Origin of the sequence: Mycobacterium lehmannii (genome assembly GCF_001499925.1) — a bacterium.
Taxonomy (GTDB): Bacteria; Actinomycetota; Actinomycetes; order Mycobacteriales; family Mycobacteriaceae; genus Mycobacterium; species Mycobacterium lehmannii.
Window position 1 is genome coordinate 220,984 of sequence record NZ_LQIR01000023.1, and the last position, 13,946, is coordinate 234,929.

Consider the following 13,946-nt stretch of genomic DNA (forward strand, 5'->3'; position numbering starts at 1 on the left):
GACAAGTAATAAGGAAAGGATCCTCAGTGGGACGCGTACAGGGAAAGGTCGCATTCGTCACCGGTGCGGCTCGTGGGCAGGGACGCAGCCATGCGGTACGGCTGGCTGAGGAGGGCGCCGACATCATCGCGGTCGACCTCTGCGAAAACATCGACACCATCGGCTATCCGATGGCCACGCCGGAGGATCTCGAGGAGACCGCGGCGTTCATCGAGAAGACCGGCCAGCGTGTTTTCACGGCCAAGGCCGACGTGCGCGAGGCCGCACAGTTGAAGGCCGCCCTCGAGGAGGGCATCGCCCAACTCGGCGGGCTCGACATCGTCGTCGCGCAGGCCGGTGTGGCGGGTATGAAAGGTCAACCGCCCCTGCAGGCGTGGATCGATGTCATCAACACCAACCTCATCGGGACCATCAACGCCATCCAGGTGTCGCTGCTGCACCTCAAGGAGGGCGCGTCGATCATCGCGACCGGCTCCACCGCGGCGCTGATGGACACCCATCAGAAGAACGATCCGGGCAACGACCCCGGCGGCATGGCGTACGTGCATTCCAAGCGGGCGTTGTCGGCCTACGTCCACGATCTGGCCACCGAGCTCGCGGCGCGGGGCATCCGCGCCAACGTCGTGCATCCCACCAACTGCAACACCAACATGCTGCAGAGCGAGCCGATGTACCGGTCGTTCCGCCCGGATCTCGAGAAGCCCGAACTCAAGGACGCCGAGCCCGTCTTCTACGTGCAGCAGGCCATGAAGGTGCCGTGGGTCGAGCCGGAAGACATCAGTAACGCGGTGCTCTGGCTGGCCTCCGACGAAGCCCGCTTCGTCACCGGTGCGCAACTGCGGGTCGACGCCGGCGGCTACCTGAAGTGGTACGACTACCACAACTGAGCGAAAGGAGTCGCGACAGTGAAGGTTTCGGTTGACGGAACACGCTGCCAGGGGCACACCCTGTGCGCGATGATCGCACCCGACTCGTTCGAGCTCGACGACGTCGACGGCCATGCGTCGGCGGTGAACGAAGTTGTTCCCCCCGACCAGGAGGACCTGGTGCGAGAGGCCGCCCACTCATGCCCGGAACAAGCCATCGTCATCGAATGACGTGGGCCGCCTACGTCGCCCACACGCAATAGGAGACACGCCGTGACTGTCCACAGCGATGAGCCGCTGGCGCGAAGAGCCAACGGAGAAGACGACGGGGACCGCAAGAAGAACCGGTACCACTTCGACCGGCACACCCCCGAATACCGGTTGCAGTTCGAGAAAATCACCGAGGAGATGCAGTCCCGGTGCCCGATGGCGTGGACCGACACCTATAACGGGCACTGGGTCGCCGCGGACAGCAAGCACGTATTCGAACTGGCCCGGTGCCCCGCGGTGTCCAATCATCACGACATCACCGGCGAGACCCCGTTCCAGGGCATCACGATCCCGAAAGCCAGTCGTGCCACCGTGGTTCGCGGCGGCATCCTGGAGATGGACGAGCCCGAACACAGCGCCTACCGCGGTGCGCTGAATCCGTATCTGTCGCCGGCGGCCATCAAACGCTGGGAGCCGTTCGTCGACGAGATCACCCGCGCCGCACTCGATGAGCACATCGAGTCCGGCCGTATCGATTTCGTCGAGCACCTCGCCAACGTCGTGCCCGCGGTGTTCACGCTGGCGATGATGGGCATCGACCTCAAGAAGTGGAACGTCTACAGCGAGCCGACACACGCCTCGGTGTACACGCCCGAACACGCTCCCGAGCGGGAGAAGATCAACGAACAGCACCGCGAGATGGGGATCGACCTCATCAACAACATGATGGAGATCCGGGAGAACCCGCGGCCCGGCCTGGTGAACGCGTTGCTGCAGTTGCGCATCGACGGTGAACCGGCCCCGGACATGGAGATTCTGGGCAACCTGGGGTTGACCATCGGCGGCGGTTTCGACACCACCACCGCGCTGACCGCGCACGCGCTGGAGTGGCTCGGCGAGCACCCCGATGAGCGGGAGCGCCTCAGCCGCGAGCGCGACACGCTGTTGCACCCGGCCACCGAGGAGTTTCTGCGCTTCTTCACCCCCGCGCCCGGTGACGGCCGGACCTTCTCCGAGGACGTCGAGGTCGAGGGCCAGCAATTCAAGAAGTACGAGCGGCTGTGGTTGTCGTGGGCGATGGCCAACCGTGATCCCGCCGTCTTCGAGAAGCCCAACGAGGTGATGCTCGATCGGAAGGGCAACCGGCACTTCAGTTTCGGTATCGGTGTACACCGCTGTGTGGGATCCAACGTGGCGCGCACCGTCTTCAAGTCGATGCTGACCGCGGTGTTGGACCGGATGCCCGACTACGTGTGCGATCCGGAGGGCACGGTGCACTACGACACGATCGGGGTGATCCAGGGCATGCGCAATCTGCCCGCCACCTTCACTCCGAGCAAGCCGCTGGGCCCGGGCCTCGACGAGACGTTGGAGAAGCTTCAGCGCATCTGTAACGAACAGGAACTGGCCCGCCCGATCACGGAACGTAAGGAAGCCGCCATCATCACCTAACTGCGCTCGCAATCGGCGCAAAGGTGCTTTGATGGGCTGCGGGCGGGGACATGGGAGGAACGACGTTGAAGCGCTGGAAGGTCTTCGTCGCGGCGGCCGCGCTGATGATGGCCGCGGGCACCATCGCGCCGCCACCCGCGAACGCCATGATGCCCCTTGGCAACTATGATCTGCAGACCAACCGCTACACACAAGCGTCGTGGTTCTGGTTCGTCAGCAACTGCTGGCCGGACAAGCAGCCGGACTGCGTCAAAGTCAGCGCAGCTCCGCGGTTGAAGTTCTACGCCTACTACGGTGGAGAGGCGCAGCTTGTCAACGGCCGGTACACCATGACCGTCGACGTCCCAGACGGCTTGATCTGTCCAGGTCAACGGCTCCCCACTCGCGAGACGTACTCCTGGGATGAGATATCTCTGGTCGGCACCATCGAGTCCCATTACAACGTCGGCTGTTTCAACGGTCCACCGGGTATGCAGTTCTGGACGTTCAAGCTGCAGAGGCTCTAGACACCGCTTCTACCAACCGTAGCGCTGACGAATCCCGTTGAAGCGGGCCCACATCTGTGCAACGCGCTCGGCCGGTGTCACCGTCGCGGTGTCGGCCGGCAGCGCGTCACCGAGGTCGACGCGCTTGACCACCCGGGTGCGCAAGGGAACGGGGTGCCCGTCGAGCATGTGCCGGTAGGTGAGGTTGCCTCGCTCGAAACCCTGTGTGTCCAGCCAGTTGTGGTAGCCGGGGTCGTCGTGTGACAACACCAGACGCACCTTGCCGTCTGTATCGACCGTCGTGCGACTCGGCGTGTAGCTGACCGGACGGTAGAGGTAATCCATGCTGGTGAAGAACGGCCCCATGTTGGTGAGCATCCACAATCCGTCGTGGGCGTCGAATTCGACGATCAGCAAGTCCTCGGGCGCCAGGCGCCAGTGCATGTTCACCGCCGCGCGACCACGTCGGGAGTCGTCGCCGGTCGCGGTCATGTCGGGGAACCGGTTGGGGTGCTCGGCGTCGACACCGCCGTGTGTGAACGGGAATTCAGGCCAGTCGGACATCATCTGAGTCAGGAAGTCACCCGCCCACCCGAAGGCGCTGACAATGTCGGCGGGCGTCGGCACCGGCCTGGGCTCGGCCATGTCGACGCGCTCGATGCGCATCCGGGCCGGCCGCTCGTCCCAGCGGTCGAATCCCTGGCGGATGAACAGCTTGCGCGACCCGGACGTGGTGGCCAGCCAATTGGGCTCTCGCCGGGGTCCGCCGACATAGATCTCGAAGGTGTCGTCGGGGTGGGTCTTCAGTTGGGCACCAGTCAGGTTCGTTTCAGGGGCGTCGCCGAACGGTTCGTGCAGGACACCGGCGCCTGCGGCGCGCGGGCCCTGAACCGTGATGTTGAAGAACGGCGCGGTGCCGCGCTCCCCAGTGATCCGGTACGTCGACGTGCCGTCGATCCACGCCTGTTGATACAGGAAGTCCGCACAGTCCCCGCCGAGCTTTCTGGTCGGGTGGCAGAAGGTGTGGATCTCGGGATACCGGGTGTTTCGGGTCTCCAACGCCAGGTCGAACGCCTGGCCGAGGTTCTGCGTGAGGAAACGGAAGCCGTCCGCGCGGTGGAGTCCCGAGGTGGGGTTGTGGTCCTTGAAGACCCGCTCCCCCGCCTCTTTCAGCCGATCGCAGAAGGCGTCCCACGCGGACTTCAGCGCGGCGTCATCCGGGCCGTCTCCGAACGCCATTCGGTTCCCCTAGCCGTCGAGTTCTTCCAGCATCGTCGATACCACCTCACACGCGCGGTGTGCCGCCTCGAAGCGGCCTTCGGCCTCGATGCGCGGCCCGATCAGTTCGAGGTCGAAGCCGTGCGAATAGCCCGAGTCCAACACCGTCGCGAGAAACGGGGCGATGGGGATAACGCCGTCGCCGGGTACGGCTCGCGCGGGCAGTGCCCGGTCGCCGAGGACGTAATCGCTCAACTGGATCATCTCGGTGCGGGGCAGAGCCCGCTGCACCAGTGCGGTCAGGTCCGCCTCCGCCCAGCAGTGGAACAGGTCGATGCAGATGCCGAGTCCGGTCGCTTCTGCCAGAGCGATCGTGTCACGCAGGGTGTGGACGATGTGGATGTCGGCGTACAGGCTTGACGCATTCTCGATCGCCAGGGCCACGCCCGCCTGTTCGGCCACCCGCACGCACGGTGTCACCGCCTGGCCGAACCGGTCTGCGGCGCGTTCCCAGGTGAGGTCGCCGCGCCCGCCGGTCAGCATGTAGATCACCCGCGCACCGACGGTATGAGCCGCGCCGATCACCCGCATCAGCGACTCCGGGGTGGAGAACAGGTGGTACACGGTTTCCACCGAATATCCTTCGCCGGCAATCACCGTCGGCAGTTCGGGCTCGGACAGCTGCGAGTCGATCAGGCTGAGCCGCCGCACCCCGAGCGCACGCCAGTGCGACGTCAGATCGCTCAGCGGCGCTCCGTAGAACGTCACGCTGTGCACCGACAGCCGCTCGTCGGTCACGTCAGCCCCGGTTCTCGATCGGAACGCCGAAACGCTCACGGAACGGCCGGAATTCGTCGTGTAGCCGGTCGAGGTCCTCGCCGATGTCGGTGAGCAGCGTGGTGGAGTAGCGGAACTTGCCGTGCCGGTCTCCCGGATTGTTTACCAGGTAGGAGCGCATGGCCGCCTCGGCCTCGGCGGTCAACCGCCGACCGCGGAACTCGTAGTAGCGGCGCACGGTGCCGATCTGGTCGGCGATGAAGTCGGTGTAGCGCACGTGCAGGATTCGCGGGTCGTCGACCGTCGGATTGGTCATGGTGTTGGCGATGCTCTCGCGGGTCAGCGCCAGGTGCATCTTCGCAGCGGCGTGCAGGTCGACCGGTCCTACGATGCCCTCGAGGATGTCGGCCATCATCATCGTGCGTGACGCCGCGACCTGGACCGGGTCACGGTGCAGCCACATCAGCGTCGCGTCGGGGTAGGCGTCGAACAGCTCCCGCAACCGGAACCCGTGAAAGCCCTTGAGTACCCAGTGTTTACGCGGCCGGCGGTACTGGAACTGCTGCAGCATCGCCTTGTGGATGCGGTACTGCGCGGCGGGGTCGACGGGTAGGCCTCCGACGACGGTCTGCATCGGCACGCGCCACCACGCCGTCGGCGTGAGCACCCGGAAGTCGAAGGCCCAGGTCCGTTCGTCCTCGGGCAGGCCGTCGCCCAACATGTCGTTGTAGGGGTGGCTGTGCAGCCATTTCGGCAGTCTCGTATTGATCTCGCGCCAGTCGGCGTCGGCGCGCAGGCGACGCGGGTCGTCGCCCACGACGGTTCCGGGTGGCGGTGACGGGTACATCACCTCCCAGAACCGCAGCGCACGGGAGTCGGGGTCCACCGACATCAGCGCGTGCATCAGCGTGGTGCCCGAACGCGGCTCACCGGTGACGAACATCGGCCGTTCGATGACCTCATCGCCCACTGGGTGACGTCGGCGGTCCTCGAAGAACTCCAGGCGGGAGGTGAGCAGCCAGTGGCACACCTCGGCGGCGCGCCGAATGCCGTCGTCATCCATGCCGAGCGTAATCAGGTGGTCGACCACCAGTGAGAACCGTTGCGGCAGAGTGGGGTCGCCGTAGTCACGCAAGCCGGTCTCGGCCTCGGCGCGGGCGAGCATGTCCTCGGCCGCCAGCCGCGAGGTCACGAGACGTCTCCGCACAGGGTCATCAGCTCGTCCTCGACGTCGCGCACATTCTGCGCCGATTGGGCGGTGTACCGCAGTCCGGCCATGGCGCCGTAATCCATGATCTTGGGAACGCGCAAGCCGGCATCGACGTAATCCTTGATGATGCGAGCGACGTGTTGCGGTGTGCCGTGTGGAACCATCGCCAAGATCATCTCCGGTTCGACTTGATCGAGGAACTCGACGATGCGTTCGCGGGTGAGCACCGCGGGGTCGATGTCCTGGTAGCCGCGCCAGTTCTCCCCCATCGGATGCTGGAGGCCCGCCTTGCGCAGCACTTCCGCGGACACCTGCAGCAGAAACGACTTCACCAGCGGCGCTTCGAGGATCTCGGCGAGCGCGGCGTCGTCGCGCCCCACCAGGCACACCTGGATGAAGCACGGCGTGATCGCCGAGGGGTCGCGTCCGGCCTTGTCTGCGGAACGGCGGACGGCGGAGAGCTTTTCGGCATAGTCCTCGGGCGACCACGCGCCGGTCGGCCACCACCCGTCGGCGTAGCGGCCCACGATGTCCAGGGTGCGTGGACCGCTGCCGCCGATCCAGATCGGCGGGAGGCGTCCCCCGTAGGGTTCGGTGTCGAGGCGGGCGTGGCGCAACCGGTAGAACCGGCCGTCGAAGTCGACCGGCCCGTCGCCGTCCCACAGCAGCCGGATCACTCTAAGCGCCTCTTCGAAGCGGCTGACCGGCGCCGCGAAGTCGAAGCCGTAGGGCACGGTGTTCTCGGTCTCGCCGCTGCCCAGGCCGAGGATGAACCGTCCGGCGGCGAGGTGGTCGATCGTCAGCGCGCTCTGCGCCAGCAGCGACGGGTGGCGACGCACGGTGTCGACGACGCTGGTCACCAGCGGAACGTTCTGAGTCAGGACTGCGGCGGCCGCAGCGACCGCCATACCGTCCAGGTGGCGGTGCGGTGACGGTGAAACCGTTGCCAGATCGGTGAACTCGGGGGTCCAGATCGAGTCGGGCCAGAAGCTGACCATGTGGTCGGGCATCCAGATGGAGTGATAGCGGCCGCTGTCGAGCTCGCCGAGCACCGACAGGTCCAGCGGCAGCGTGGTCCGCAGGTACGCGGCGGGTCGAACCCTCACTGTCCGGCGCCCCCTTCCCGCGCCGAACGTGGGTTACCGTCACACCAGACCGCCGATTGGCGTGACACAATCTCACACTCGCGGGTCACGGCTGGCCCGTCTCGCGGGTCACTGCTGGCCCGTCTCACCCAGGAAGGACTGGGTGTGGGCGATGCGACCGGTCAACGTCTTCGGATCACCGGTGCACAAGCGAAACGCCGTCTCGGTGATCAGCGAGATGTCCTCGGTATCGGTCTTGGCCAGGTCGAGTGTGCCCGCGCCCTCGGTGGCGACCGGGTTGGTCGGCGCGGCGGCGTTGACGGCGATGCCGTCGTCGTACAGTTCGGCCGCAAGGCTTTTTGTCAGCCGGTTCAGCGCGGCCTTGACCGTGCCGTACACGCCGAAGCCGGCGGTACGGTCGAAGTCCGAGAAGGGCGGCCCATCGGGCAGGTCGCCTCCGACCGAGGTCACGTTGAGCACCCATCCGCGGCCGCGTTCGCGCATCGCCGGGATCGCCATCTGCGTGAGGTGCAGCGGCGCCATGACATGCATCTCGATCATCAGCCGGACCCGCCGTTCGGGGAATTCGTCGAGCGGCCGCAAGAACGTGACGGCGGCGTTGTTGACCACGATGTCGGGCGCACCCACCTTGTCGACCACCTCGGTGAACAACCGGGTGCGCTCCCCGCTGTCGGACAGATCCGCCGCCACCGCAATCGCCGATCCGCCGGCCGTTTCGATCTCCTCGAGCGTCTGGCGCAGCGAGCCTTGGTATTTCGGGTCCGGCTCGAGCGTGCGGGCCGTCAGTGCGACCGTCGCACCCTCGCGTGCCAGCCGCTGCGCGATTGCCTTACCGAGACCGCGGCTACTGCCTGTCACCAAGGCGACCTTGCCCTCACACGACATTGTGAGACCTCCTGGAGTCAGCCCCGCGGTATCCCCGCGAGTTTGTCGGCGAACTTGGCTTCGGCGGCTTTCCGCAGCCGCAACAGGTGTTCTGACGGGAAGATGTCGGGCGCGGGTTCGACATCCTTGAGCAGCAGCCGCGCCAGCGTGACCTTGTGCACCTCGGTGGGACCGTCGGCCAAGCCCAGCACGAACGACTCGGTCAGGTACTGCACGAACGGCATCTCATGGGAGGTACCCAGCGAGCCGTGCAGCTGCAGCGCCCGCGCCGAAACGTCGTGCAGCACTTTCTGCATCATGGCTTTGACCGCGGAGATGTCCGCGCGCACCGCCTTGTAGTCGTTGTACTGGTCGATCTTCCATGCCGTCTGCAGGGTCATCAGCCGGAACGCCTCGATCTCCATCCACGAGTCGGCGATCATCTCCTGCACCATCTGCTTGTCGGCCAACGCCGAACCCTGGGTGTGGCGCGACACCGCCCGTTCGGTCAGCATGTCGAAGATCCGCCGCACCAGACCGACGGTGCGCATGGCGTGGTGGATCCGCCCGCCGCCGAGCCGGGTCTGGGCCACCACGAACGCCCCGCCGCGGGGTCCGAGCATGTGATCGTCGGGTACGCGGACGTTTTCGTAGCGGACATATCCCTCGCGTCCACCGCCGCCGAGCGGTTGGTAGCCAAGGCCCACGTCGCGCAGCACGTTGATGCCGGGCGTGCCACCGGGTACGACGAACATCGAATAGCGCTGGTACGGCGGCGCATCGGGGTCGGTCATCGCCATCACGATGATGAACGACGCCATCGACGCGAACGATGAGTACCACTTCTCGCCGTTGATCACCCAGTGGTCGCCGTCGCGGGTGGCAGTGGTGGTGAACACCTTCGGATCGGCACCGCCGTGGGGTTCGGTCATCGAGAAACACGACACGATCCGGTTGTCCAGCAGCGGTTCGAGATAGCGCTGTTTGAGCTCAGGGGTGCCGTAGTGGGCGAGGATCTCACTGTTGCCCGAATCCGGTGCCTGCGAGCCGAAGACAATGGGCGCACACTCGGACCGGCCGAGGATCTCGTTGAGCAGCGCCAGCTTGACCTGGCCGAAGCCGGGCCCCCCGAGATGCGCGCCCAGGTGGGTGGCCCACAGCCCGCGGGCCTTGACGATCTCCTGCAACGGCGGAATCAGCGCCTGGCGCACCGGATCGTTGAGATCGTGTGACTCCTTGACGATCAGGTCGATGGGTTCGCATTCGTTGCGGACGAACTCCTCCACCCACGCCAGTTGCTCGGCCCACTCTGGGTCGGTCGAGAAATCCCAAGCCACAGTTCGTCCTTCCGTCCGCTCAGCTGTCCGACCACTTCCGCCGTCGTTGCGCGGCCTCCTCGGTGGCATGGCTGAGCACCTGGTTGCGGTTCTCCAGCTCCATCGCGGCGTCGAGACCGGAGGTGTCGGTGTTGGTTTGCAGTGCCCGCTTCGTCAATTGGACACCCAGCGGGGAGAGGTCGGCGATGGTCGCCGCGATCTCCAGAGCGCGCTCGGTCAACCGCTCCGGCGCGACGACCTCGCTGACCAGCCCGCGCCGGTCGGCTTCGTCGGCGCTGACCGTGCGACCGGTCAGCATCCAATCCGCCGCGACACTGGTGCCGACGATCCTGGGTAGGTGGTAGCTCATACCCATCTCGGCGCCCGAGAGCCCCAGCAGGATCGCCGCGTTGCCGAAAGTCGCTGCGGCGGAGCAGATGCGGATGTCGGAGGCCAGACACAACGCAAGTCCCGCGCCGACGCACGGCCCGTTCACGGCGGCGACGACCGGTTGCGGCAGCGCCCGGATCGCCTGCGGCAGCGCGGCCATCGCCTCTTGAAAGCGCATGCGTTCGATCGCCGGAGCCGACGCCTTCACCGCCTCGGGCCCGAAGTTGCGCACGTCGATCCCCGCACAGAAGCCGCGCCCGGCGCCGGTCAGCACGACGACGTTGGCCGAGGTGTCGGCGGCGATCTCGGTGAAGGTTTGCGACAGTTCGTCGCGCATGACCTCGTTGATCGCGTTGAGCTGCTTGGGCCGGTTCAGTTGGACGACAACGATGCCCGTCCGATCACGGTCGACGACCAATGTCTCGGTCATGTCAGACCCGCTCGATGATGGTGGCGGTGCCCATACCGCCGCCGGTGCACATCGTGACCAGGCCGGTGGCCAGGTCGCGGCGTTCGAGTTCGTCGAGCACGGTGCCGATGAGCATGGCGCCCGTCGCCCCGATCGGGTGGCCGAGCGCGATCGCTCCGCCGTTGACGTTGACCCGTTCGGGATCCAGTTCGAGGTCGCGGATGGTCTTGAGCGGCACCGCCGCGAACGCCTCGTTAATCTCCCACAGGTCGATGTCGGCGGCCCGCATACCGGCCTTGTCCAGGCACCGCTGCGCGGCGGGTCCCGGAGCGGTGAGCATGATGACCGGCTCGCTGCCGATCGCCGCGGTGCACCGGATCCTGGCCCGCGCGGCAATGCCGTTGACCTCCAGCCATCGTCGGGACGCGACCGCCGCCACCGCCGCGCCGTCGACCACACCGGAGCTGTTGCCCGCATGGTGGACGTGGTCGACGGCGGTCAACTCCGGATACCGGTCGAGGCAGATCTCGTCGAATGTGGCGGCCTCGCCTTCGACACGCGCCGCGCCCATCCGCGCGAACGCCAGCGGCAACTTCGCCAGCTTCTCGAGGGTCGTACCGGGCCGCGGGTGTTCGTCGTGGTCGAGGGCAACCTCACCGGCCGCGTCGGTCACCGCGATGACGGAGCGGTCGAAGTGGCCCGCCGCGATCGCTTCGGCCGCGCGTCGCTGGCTTTCGACGGCGTACCCGTCGACATCGTCGCGGCTGAACTTCTCCAGCGAGGCGATCAGATCCGCCGAAATACCCTGCGGCACCGTAGGATGCAGTTCCCGGAACGCGGGATTGTCACCGTCGATCGTCGGCACCCCGACGCTGACGGCCCACCGCGACATCGACTCCACACCCCCCGCGACCACCAGATCCTGCGCTCCGGCCGCCACCCCGGTCGCCGCGACAGTGATCGCCTGCTGGCCCGACCCGCAGAACCGGTTGAGCGTCATGCCCGGAACGGTCTCCGGCCAACCGGCGAGAAGGGTCGAGAGGCGTGCGATGTCGTCGCCGTGCTCACCGGCGAGGATCCCGTTGCCCGCGACTACGTCGTCGACGTCGGCCGGATCGAAACCAGTTCTGGCACAGAGTGCCTGCAGACACTGCGCGAACAGCGCCTGCGGGTGGATCCCGTGCAGCGCGCCGTCCGCCCGGCCACGGCCCCTCGGGGTTCGTACCGCGTCGACGATCCAGGCGTCCATGTCAGCGCCGCGGCAGCCCGAGCACCTGCGTGGCGATGATGTTGCGCTGAATCTCCGACGTGCCACCGGCGATGGTGCCGCCGAAGCTGCGCGCATAGCGCTCGAACCAGCTCGCGAAGTAGTGGTCGAGGTTCATGTGCTCGTAGGGTCCCGAGGTCGACGGGTGGATCAGTCCGTCGGCGCCTGCGGCGGTTAGCGCGTTCTCCATGGCCTGACGTTCGGCTTCGGACCCGAACAGCTTGAGCACCGAGACCGACGCGGTGTCCGCCTCCCCGCGCGCGGCTCGCGCCAGCGCCGCCGAGCCCATGGCCCGCAACGCCTGATAATCCATGAGCGTCGTGGCGTATTGGTCGCGTTCGAGTTCGGTACGAGGCCGGAAGTCAGCGATCATGTTGTCGATGCGGTCGGCGAAGCCGAGCCACATCATCGTGCGCTCGTGGCCGAGCGAACCGTTCGCAACACCCCAGCCGCCGTTGAGCGGGCCGACGAGGTTTTCGGCGGGCACGCGCGCGTCGGTGAAGAACACCTCGTTGAAGTCGAGGTTGTCTTCACCGGTCATGTCCGCGAACGGCCGACAGACGACGCCGGGTGTGTCGGTGGGGATGATCAGCGCGCTGATGCCCTTGTGCTTGGGCGCGTCGGGATCGGTGCGCACGAACGTCAACAGGAAGTCGGCGTCGTGGGCGCCCGACGTCCAGACCTTCTGGCCGTTGACGACGAAGTGGTCGCCTTCCAGGACCGCGCGAGTGCGCAGCGATGCCAGATCGGACCCGGCGCTCGGTTCACTCATGCCCAGTGACGCGGTCATCTCGGCCTTCAGCACCGGCACCGCCCAGCGGTGCTTCTGCTCGTCGGTGCCGAACGTGATCAGCGACGCGGCGACGATGTTGACGCCCTGGGGGTTGAAGCTGTGGTAGATCCGCCGCCGGCACAGCTCGTCGAGGTGGACGAACTGCTGCACCACCGTCGCGTTCCGGCCGCCGAACTCGGGCGGTTGCGCCGGAAGAAGCCAGCCGTTGTCGAACAGCAGACGCTGCCAGTCGCGGGCCCATTGCGGCATGTGCGACACCGACTTCGGCCGCTCCAGGGTCTGCGACTCGGGCGGCAGATGCTCGTCGAGGAACGCGGCGAAATCCGCGCGGAACTGTTCGACCTCGGAATCGAAAGTCAGCTGCATCAGTTGGTCCTGTACTCCGCGGCGATCACCGCGCGATGCTCGGCGGCGCCACCGAGCAGCAGCTCACCGGCTTTCGCCCGCTTCAGCGCGAATTGCAGGTCGTTCTCCCACGTGAATCCCATGGCGCCGAACAGTTGCAGGCCGTGCCGGAACACCAACGCCTGCGCCTCCCCCGCCGACGCCTTGGCCATGGCGGCGGCCAGGCGTCGGCGCGGATCGTCCTCGGCGATGGTCAACGCGGCGAAATAGGCCAGGGCCCTGGCCCGTTCGATGGCGACGTGCATGTCGACGGCCTTGTGCTGCACCGCCTGGAAGGAGCCGATTGCGACCCCGAACTGCTGGCGCTGTTTGACGTGCTCGAGCACCAGGTCCAGGATGCGCTGGCAGGCGCCGACCGTGGAGATCGCCATACCGGTCAGCGCGACGTGACGGGCCCGTTCGGCGTCCGCGGGCACCCGCACCGTGTCCGGCACGCGTACGTCGACGAACGACACCTCCGCGACATGCAGCACCGGGTCGAAGATGGGACTGCGCCTCGACGTGACCTGATCGGCGTCGACAACGAAGACGCCGGCGTCGGTCACGACGGCGAAGCGCTCGGCGCGGTCACCGTCGAGCACGTGGTGAGCGGTGCCGTCGAGTACCCACCCGTCGTCGACCCGGTGGGCGGACACACCGTCGTACACCGCCGTGCCGGCCCGCTGCGCATCGAAACGGTCGCCGGCCAACGGCGCGAACTGGGTCAGCGTCGCCAGAAACGGCGTGGGGTCGGTGGCCCGGCCCAACTCCTCGAGCACGATCGCGAGTTCGACCGCGTTCTCAGCGTCGGCCAACTCGGTCCAACCGGCGTCGACGTAGGTCTTCCACAACGGCGTCGGGTCTACCCCGTTCTCGGCGATGCCGCGGATCAGCGAGGCCGGGCACTGCTTGGTCACCGCGTCGCGCACGGTCTCCTGCCAGAGCCGCTGATCGGCGTCGAACTCCAGTAACACCAAGCCTCCCGGGGCCTCGAAGATGGGCAACGCGTCGCAGCGAGAATAACATTCTCCAATCGCGGCGTAACCGTTCTCACGATGTGACTACCACGTTTCGCATAACGTGTGTCATGCAGTTGACCAGCAGACACCCTGACCTGCGCAAAAGTAAGCGTTTTGTAGAGAACTAGATTCTTGCGATTGAAGAACAACGCTTTACACTGGGAGGTGTTCGGCGCTCGC

General features: G+C 66.5%; 14 protein-coding genes. 4 read left to right on the forward strand and 10 right to left on the reverse strand.

Going from position 1 to position 13,946, the window contains the following annotated elements; all coding sequences use genetic code 11:
- The first annotated feature begins 26 nt into the window (after positions 1–26).
- The 4 genes from AU192_RS13935 (at position 27) to AU192_RS13950 (ending at position 3,034) form a co-directional block, all read left to right on the forward strand.
- Positions 27–887, forward strand: coding sequence for a mycofactocin-coupled SDR family oxidoreductase (locus AU192_RS13935; protein ID WP_064397029.1), 861 nt, complete (start codon positions 27–29; stop codon positions 885–887).
- An 18-nt stretch (positions 888–905) separates the two neighbouring features.
- Complete coding sequence (locus AU192_RS13940) at positions 906–1,097, forward strand: ferredoxin (RefSeq protein ID WP_064397030.1); 192 nt, start codon at positions 906–908, stop codon at positions 1,095–1,097.
- 42 nt (positions 1,098–1,139) lie between these two features.
- A complete protein-coding gene (locus AU192_RS13945; protein WP_242656949.1) occupies positions 1,140–2,528 on the forward strand; it encodes a cytochrome P450 in 1,389 nt (462 codons plus the stop codon).
- 65 nt (positions 2,529–2,593) lie between these two features.
- Complete coding sequence (locus AU192_RS13950) at positions 2,594–3,034, forward strand: hypothetical protein (RefSeq protein WP_064397438.1); 441 nt, start codon at positions 2,594–2,596, stop codon at positions 3,032–3,034.
- Between the two features lie 9 nt (positions 3,035–3,043).
- On the opposite strand, the gene AU192_RS13955 is transcribed toward AU192_RS13950, so the two are convergent.
- The 10 genes from AU192_RS13955 to AU192_RS14000 form a co-directional block, all read right to left on the reverse strand.
- Entirely contained in the window at positions 3,044–4,252 is a 1,209-nt protein-coding gene (locus AU192_RS13955) for a DUF1214 domain-containing protein (protein WP_064397032.1), read from the reverse strand.
- A 9-nt stretch (positions 4,253–4,261) separates the two neighbouring features.
- Positions 4,262–5,029: a sugar phosphate isomerase/epimerase family protein gene (locus AU192_RS13960; RefSeq protein ID WP_120275631.1), complete on the reverse strand. Its 768-nt coding sequence runs from the start codon at positions 5,027–5,029 to the stop codon at positions 4,262–4,264.
- A 1-nt stretch (position 5,030) separates the two neighbouring features.
- Entirely contained in the window at positions 5,031–6,173 is a 1,143-nt protein-coding gene (locus AU192_RS13965; RefSeq protein WP_423202692.1) for a sulfotransferase family protein, read from the reverse strand.
- A gap of 23 nt (positions 6,174–6,196) precedes the next feature.
- The gene (locus AU192_RS13970) at positions 6,197–7,324 is read right to left on the reverse strand and encodes an LLM class flavin-dependent oxidoreductase (RefSeq protein ID WP_064397038.1); all 1,128 of its coding nucleotides are present in this window, start codon (positions 7,322–7,324) and stop codon (positions 6,197–6,199) included.
- A gap of 108 nt (positions 7,325–7,432) precedes the next feature.
- A complete protein-coding gene (locus AU192_RS13975) occupies positions 7,433–8,209 on the reverse strand; it encodes an SDR family NAD(P)-dependent oxidoreductase (RefSeq protein ID WP_064397040.1) in 777 nt (258 codons plus the stop codon).
- A gap of 17 nt (positions 8,210–8,226) precedes the next feature.
- Positions 8,227–9,525: an acyl-CoA dehydrogenase family protein gene (locus tag AU192_RS13980; protein ID WP_064397043.1), complete on the reverse strand. Its 1,299-nt coding sequence runs from the start codon at positions 9,523–9,525 to the stop codon at positions 8,227–8,229.
- 19 nt (positions 9,526–9,544) lie between these two features.
- Positions 9,545–10,324 carry an enoyl-CoA hydratase/isomerase family protein gene (locus AU192_RS13985; protein ID WP_064397045.1) on the reverse strand — a complete coding sequence of 260 codons (780 nt, stop codon included), beginning with the start codon at positions 10,322–10,324 and terminating at the stop codon, positions 9,545–9,547.
- Position 10,325: 1 nt separating this feature from the next.
- Complete coding sequence (locus AU192_RS13990) at positions 10,326–11,552, reverse strand: acetyl-CoA C-acetyltransferase (protein WP_082695017.1); 1,227 nt, start codon at positions 11,550–11,552, stop codon at positions 10,326–10,328.
- A 1-nt stretch (position 11,553) separates the two neighbouring features.
- Entirely contained in the window at positions 11,554–12,729 is a 1,176-nt protein-coding gene (locus AU192_RS13995; protein ID WP_064397047.1) for an acyl-CoA dehydrogenase family protein, read from the reverse strand.
- Positions 12,729–13,721: an acyl-CoA dehydrogenase family protein gene (locus tag AU192_RS14000; protein WP_064397049.1), complete on the reverse strand. Its 993-nt coding sequence runs from the start codon at positions 13,719–13,721 to the stop codon at positions 12,729–12,731. Before AU192_RS14000 ends, AU192_RS13995 begins: the two co-directional genes overlap by 1 nt.
- Positions 13,722–13,946 lie beyond the last annotated feature (225 nt).